A 5,537-nucleotide genomic window follows, 5' to 3' on the forward strand; every position below is an offset into this window, starting at 1 on the left:
CCCCCGGCCCCCCCCCCCCCCACGACGGGCCAATTCATGATCGAGGACGTTTTCAGGGGAAGCCCCAAGGAGACCGGTGAGAGCAATGAGACAGGGCGCTACAGGTACTCGATTTGAGCGCCCTCAGTGTCGCACGTTAGAATATGCGTCTCACACTTGGGGAACTGCTCGCGCAGCTTGACCTGCAGGAATTTTGCCACGATAGTGTCGTCGGTCACAGCCATAAGGGTAGAGCCCGAACCGCTGATCCAGATGGTCTTGGCGCCGCCGTTAAGGCAGGTGTCGCGCACAGCGTTGTAGTCGGGAATCAGGCGACGACGATAGGGCTCCTGGATGCGGTCGTCATTGGCGGCGGCAATCAGGTCGAGGTCGCCGGCCTCCAGGCCTCGCGTCATGCCGGCGATACGGCCCATTTGCCATACGGCGGTGGAGAGCGGAATCTCCTGCGGCACGACCTTGCGCGCCTCGCTCGTGTGAACCTCGTAGGGCGGAATCACGGTAATAAAACGCAAGCGATCGCTCACCTCGTAGCGCAGGCACTGGGGGAGCGAACCGGTCGGCGTAAAGGAGCAGACGGCGCCGCCCAGGATGGCGGGAGCGACGTTATCGGGATGGCCCTCGACCTCGGTGGCAATGCGGACGAGCTCAGCGCGGTCGACGGTGTGGCCTGTCAGTGCGGCGGCGGCCATAATGCCAGCGACGACGCAAGTGGAGCTGGAACCCAGGCCGCGAGCGACGGGTACATCGGTTTGAATGTCGATGGCGACGGGAAAAGCCGGCTCGCCCCATGCGGCCAGCGCATCGACAAAGCTGACGTAGACCAGGTTGTTCTCGTTTTGGAACTCCTCGGGGCAGCCCGTGATGGTGAGCTTGTCAGCGCGCTCGAAGGTGAAGTGTGAGTAGAGGCTGACGGCCATGCCGAGGGAGTCGTAGCCGATGCCCAAGTTGGCGCTGGTTGCTGGGACGGTGATTTTGATCATGTGGGTCCTCCTGGCGTGCCTGGCTGTTTAGTTCGATGCTCGGGCAGTCCTGCGCAAGACGGAAAGCACATTAAGTGCTTTCCTTTGCGTGCGGAACTCGCGACGAACTAAACAGCCAGGCACGCTGTGGGCGTTCGTCATCATCCCGGGGGTTATCTGATAAAAGAAGGTGCGCCGGCTTTCGCCGGCGCCTAATGAGGGGTTTAGTTGGTAGCCATCTTTTTTGCTGCAGACTCGACGTAGCTTGCCATCTCATCGACGTCGCAGACGTCTTCGAAGCGGACGGGTTTGGACTCGAGCTCGGCGAGCTGTGCCGGTGCGGCCGTATTGGTGGCCTGCTCGAGCACGCGCATGGCCTCAAAGTCGTCCTCGGGAACGTTGAGCCCCAGAGCATCGCAGCAGGCACGCGGGAACTTGTAGGGGCTGGCGGTCGAAAGCAGCACACGGGCCTTGGCGCCCTCGGCGGGAGCGACCTTTTCAAAGACGTGATAGCCGCAAGCGGTGTGCGGGTCGATCACGTAGCCGTTCGCATCCCAGCAGCTCTTAATGGCAGCGAGGACATCGTCCTCGCTGGCCCAGCCGCAGCCAAAGACGCTCTGAATCTTTGCCAGCAGGTCGGCGGGAACCTCATAGTGACCAGTCTTTGCCAGCTGCTCCATAAGGCCGGCAACAAGCTCGCAGTCGCCATCGGACAGGAAGTAGAGCATGCGTTCCAGGTTGGAGCTGATGAGGATGTCCATCGACGGCGAGATGGTCGTGAAGAACGGACGGTTGCGGTCGTAGACGCCGGTGGTCAGGAAATCAGCCAGCACGTTGTTCTTGTCGCTCGCGACGACGAGCTTGGCGACGGGCAGACCCATGCGCTTGGCATAGTAGCCGGCCAGGATATCGCCAAAGTTGCCGGTCGGTACGCAGAACTCCACGGCGTCGCCAGCCTCGATGGCGCCGGCGCGCAACAGCTGCGCATAGGCGGCAAAGTAGTAGACGACCTGCGGCACCAGACGGCCGACGTTGATGGAGTTGGCACTCGAAAGCACCGTTCCGGCGGCCTCCAAGCGCTCGGCAAGCTCCTTATCGGCAAAGATGCGCTTGACAGCACTCTGGGCATCGTCGAAGTTGCCACGAATGCCGCAGACGGCGACGTTATCGCCTTCCTGTGTGGACATCTGCAGATTCTGCACGCGGCTGACTTTGCCTTCGGGATAAAAGACGGTGATGCCCGTGCCCGGAGCGTCGGCAAAACCGGCGAGTGCGGCCTTGCCGGTGTCGCCCGACGTGGCGGTGACGATCATGATGCGCTCGGCGCCGCCGTCCTTGGCGGAAGTGCGGGCCATGAGGCGGGGGAGCATCTGCAGGGCGACGTCCTTAAAGGCACTCGTGGGGCCGCCAAAGAGCTCCATCACATAGGTCTGAGGGGCGTCAGCGCCCGGCGCAGCGTCGAGTTTGACGAGCGGCGTAACCTCTTCACTCGCGAACGTGCCGCGATATGCCTCATTCACACAGGCCGAAATTTCTTCGCCCGTGTAATCATTCAGTAACATTCCCAACACATCTTGAGCGATTTCAAAGTACGATTTATCTGCAAGCGAGCTGATATCGACCTGCTGGGTGCCGAGCTCGTCCGAGACAAACAAACCCCCGTCGGGAGCGATGCCGGTGCGGATTGCCACCTTACTTGAGCACGATAAAGTGCGTCCTCGTGTACTATGATAAGTTCCCATATAACACTGCTCCTCGGATGCCTTGGTCCCAATCGGTGAAACCATGGTATCAGAGCGCGCAAAACAGGTTCGCAGAGGCTTTTAGAAAGGTAACCTCCAGCCCATGATTAAGATTGCCAAGTTTGGCGGCTCGTCGGTCGCCGACGCCGAACACTTTAAGAAGATCAAGGCCATCGTCGATGCCGACCCGGCCCGCCGTTTTGTGGTGGTTTCCGCCTGCGGTCGCCGCTTTAAGGGCGACACCAAGGTGACCGACCTGCTCTACCTGGTTAACGCGCACGTTAAGTATCACGTGTCGTGTGAGGAGCTGCTCGAGGACATTGGCCAGCGCTATTTTGATATCGCTGACGAGCTGGAGCTCACCTATCCCATCCGTGAGGAGTTCGCGGCCTTTGCCGAGCGCGCCCGCTCGGGCGGCTACTCCACCGAGGAGCTTGTGAGCCGCGGCGAGTACTTCACCGCTCGCCTGATGGCCGAGTACCTGGGCCTGCCGTTCCTGGACGCCGCGACGGTTGTGGCGTTCCATCACGACGGTACGCTCAGCATGAACCGCACCTCCGAGCTGGTGCAGGAGTACGGTCAGCAGGGCGGCTTTGTTATGCCCGGTTTCTACGGCGCGACGCGTGAGGGCCAGATTAAGCTGCTCGATCGTGGCGGCGGCGATATCTCGGGCTCGATCCTGGCCAAGTGTCTGGACGCCGACCTTTACGAGAACTGGACCGACGTCTCGGGCTTCTACTCTGCCGATCCGCGTATTGTTCCCGAGGCTCAGCCCATTGCGCGCGTTACCTACGAGGAGCTGCGCGAGCTTTCGTACATGGGCGCAAGCGTCCTGCACGAGGAAGCCGTGTTCCCCGTGCGCGAGGCGGGTATTCCGCTGGTCATCAAGAACACCAATGCGCCGCAGGACCCCGGCACCATCATTAGCGAGACGGCTGATGAGGGCGAGGCGGAGCCCATCATTACCGGCGTGACCGGCAAGCGCGGTTTTGTCGCCATCAACGTGGCCCGCGATCGCACCAAGCCCCGCGTCGGCTTTATGCGCCGTGCACTTTCGGTCTTCGAGCGCTATGACGTTTCCGTCGAGCACATGCCCACCGGCGTCGACCGCTTTGGCGCCGTGGTACAGGAGCAGGATGTGCACGATTCGCTGTACTCGCTCGTGGGCGACATCCAGCAGGAGGTTGAGCCGCTCGAGATTGAGGTTGTCGAGGGCCTGGCGCTCATCGCGACCGTCGGCCGTAACCTGCGCGGCCGCGCAGGTATTTCCGGCCACCTGTTTGGCATGCTCGGCCAGGCTGGCGTGAGCGTGCGCATGATTTCGCAGAGCTGCGACGAGATCAACATCATTATCGGTGTCGAGGATAAGGACTTCGACCTGGCGATTCAGACCATTTACCGTGCCTTCTCCGACGAGAACGGCATTGTGAAGGTCTCCGATCTGGAGGCTCCTGCACCGATTGAACCCGCCCTGGCTGCCCTCCACAAATAGCGACCATTCCGGTAGATTTTTGGGATATGTCTAGAAATCTACCTTTTGGCGCACGAGTGGGTTTTGAGGCATGCTCCAAAAGATCTAGCGCGGGGCGTTTCGTTTCGGTTTCGTTTCGACGGGGTGGGTTTCGTGTCCGCCCCGTTCTTGTATACACTGGGCAAGAATATCCTGCCTGCTTGGCGTGCGGGCAAAAGCCACAACCTTCAAAGGGGGAAGCATGAAACAGTACACGGTTGCTATTTTGGGCGCGACGGGGGCCGTGGGCACCCAGATGCTCGAGTGCCTCAACGAGCAGGAGTTTCCGGTTGGCAAGCTCAAGCTGCTGGCGAGCGCACGCTCTGCGGGCAAGACCGTCGAGTTCCGCGGCGAGCAGGTTGTTATTGAGGAGGCTTGCCCCGAGGCCTTTGAGGGCTGCGACATCGTACTCGGCGCTGCCGGCGACGATATCGCCAAGGAGCTGCTGCCCGAGGCCGTCAAGCGTGGCGCCGTCGTGGTCGACAACAGCCACGCCTTCCGTATGGATCCCGAGGTGCCGCTCGTCGTGCCCGAGATCAATGCCGACGACATCAAGTGGCATCACGGCCTTATCGCTAACCCTAACTGCGCAACCATCATCGGCCTGGTCCCCACCTGGCCGCTGCACAAGCTTGCCGGCGTGAAGCGCATGGTCGTCTCGACGTACCAGGCGGCTTCGGGCGCTGGTGCTCCCGGTATGGCCGAGCTCGAGGCCCAGCTGGCCGCCCTGGGTCGTGGCGAGGAGATTCCCGAGCCGCGCGCATTTGCCGCCCAGTTGGCGAGCAACCTGATTCCGCAGATTGGCGGCGTCAAGGAGGAGGGCTTTACCTCCGAGGAGATGAAGTTGCAAAACGAGGGTCGCAAGATTATGCACCTGCCCGAGCTGCGCGTGAACTGCACCTGTGTGCGCGTGCCTGTGCTGCGCTCGCACTCCGAGAGCATTACGCTCGAGTTTGAGCGCGACATTACGGTCGAGGAGGCCCGTGCTGCGCTGGCTTCTGCCCCGGGTGTCAAGCTGGTCGACGACCTGGGTGCCGAGGATGCGCACGACCGATTCCCCATGCCGATGGACACCTCCGACCAGGACCTGATTTGGGTCGGTCGCGTGCGCCGCGACATCTCGAACCCCGAGGCCGCGCGTGGCATCACCTTCTGGTGCTGTGGCGACCAAATCCGTAAGGGCGCGGCAACCAACGCCGTCCAGATCGCCAAGCTGCTCTGCGAGTAGCGGTGGAACTGTCCGGCGGTGGCCGGGCTCAGCTTTCAGCTTTCAGAACGTCCTCGACCATGTGCGGCGCCTTGTCCGCGGCTCCGAAGGAGCAGGAC

General features: G+C 61.7%; 4 protein-coding genes. 2 read left to right on the forward strand and 2 right to left on the reverse strand.

All coding sequences use genetic code 11. The features are described 5' to 3' along the window. Window positions 1-98: 98 nt before the first annotated feature. Both thrB and thrC read right to left on the reverse strand, forming a co-directional pair. Window positions 99-980 (reverse strand): homoserine kinase, encoded by an 882-nt coding sequence (gene thrB / locus ACTNB2_RS08680; RefSeq protein WP_441040817.1) that lies wholly within the window; start codon window positions 978-980, stop codon window positions 99-101. A 203-nt stretch (window positions 981-1,183) separates the two neighbouring features. Continuing rightward, the gene (thrC, locus tag ACTNB2_RS08685) at window positions 1,184-2,701 is read right to left on the reverse strand and encodes a threonine synthase (RefSeq protein WP_441040815.1); all 1,518 of its coding nucleotides are present in this window, start codon (window positions 2,699-2,701) and stop codon (window positions 1,184-1,186) included. Window positions 2,702-2,804: 103 nt separating this feature from the next. Between thrC and ACTNB2_RS08690 the strand changes: the two genes are divergently transcribed. Continuing rightward, a complete protein-coding gene (locus tag ACTNB2_RS08690; protein WP_154514910.1) occupies window positions 2,805-4,193 on the forward strand; it encodes an aspartate kinase in 1,389 nt (462 codons plus the stop codon). A 220-nt stretch (window positions 4,194-4,413) separates the two neighbouring features. Then, window positions 4,414-5,439 carry an aspartate-semialdehyde dehydrogenase gene (locus tag ACTNB2_RS08695; protein ID WP_441040813.1) on the forward strand — a complete coding sequence of 342 codons (1,026 nt, stop codon included), beginning with the start codon at window positions 4,414-4,416 and terminating at the stop codon, window positions 5,437-5,439. The last annotated feature ends 98 nt before the right edge of the window (window positions 5,440-5,537 follow it).

Origin of the sequence: Collinsella sp. HCP28S3_G2, from assembly GCF_052065125.1 — a bacterium.
In the GTDB taxonomy this organism is placed as follows: Bacteria; Actinomycetota; Coriobacteriia; order Coriobacteriales; family Coriobacteriaceae; genus Collinsella.

Bases quoted from the DNA above. Each gene is read 5' to 3' on its own strand.
- thrB (WP_441040817.1), bottom strand. From the start codon at position 980: ATGATCAAAATCACCGTCCCAGCAACCAGCGCCAACTTGGGCATCGGC.
- thrC (WP_441040815.1), bottom strand. From the start codon at position 2,701: ATGGGAACTTATCATAGTACACGAGGACGCACTTTATCGTGCTCAAGT.
- ACTNB2_RS08690 (WP_154514910.1), top strand. From the start codon at position 2,805: ATGATTAAGATTGCCAAGTTTGGCGGCTCGTCGGTCGCCGACGCCGAA.
- ACTNB2_RS08695 (WP_441040813.1), top strand. From the start codon at position 4,414: ATGAAACAGTACACGGTTGCTATTTTGGGCGCGACGGGGGCCGTGGGC.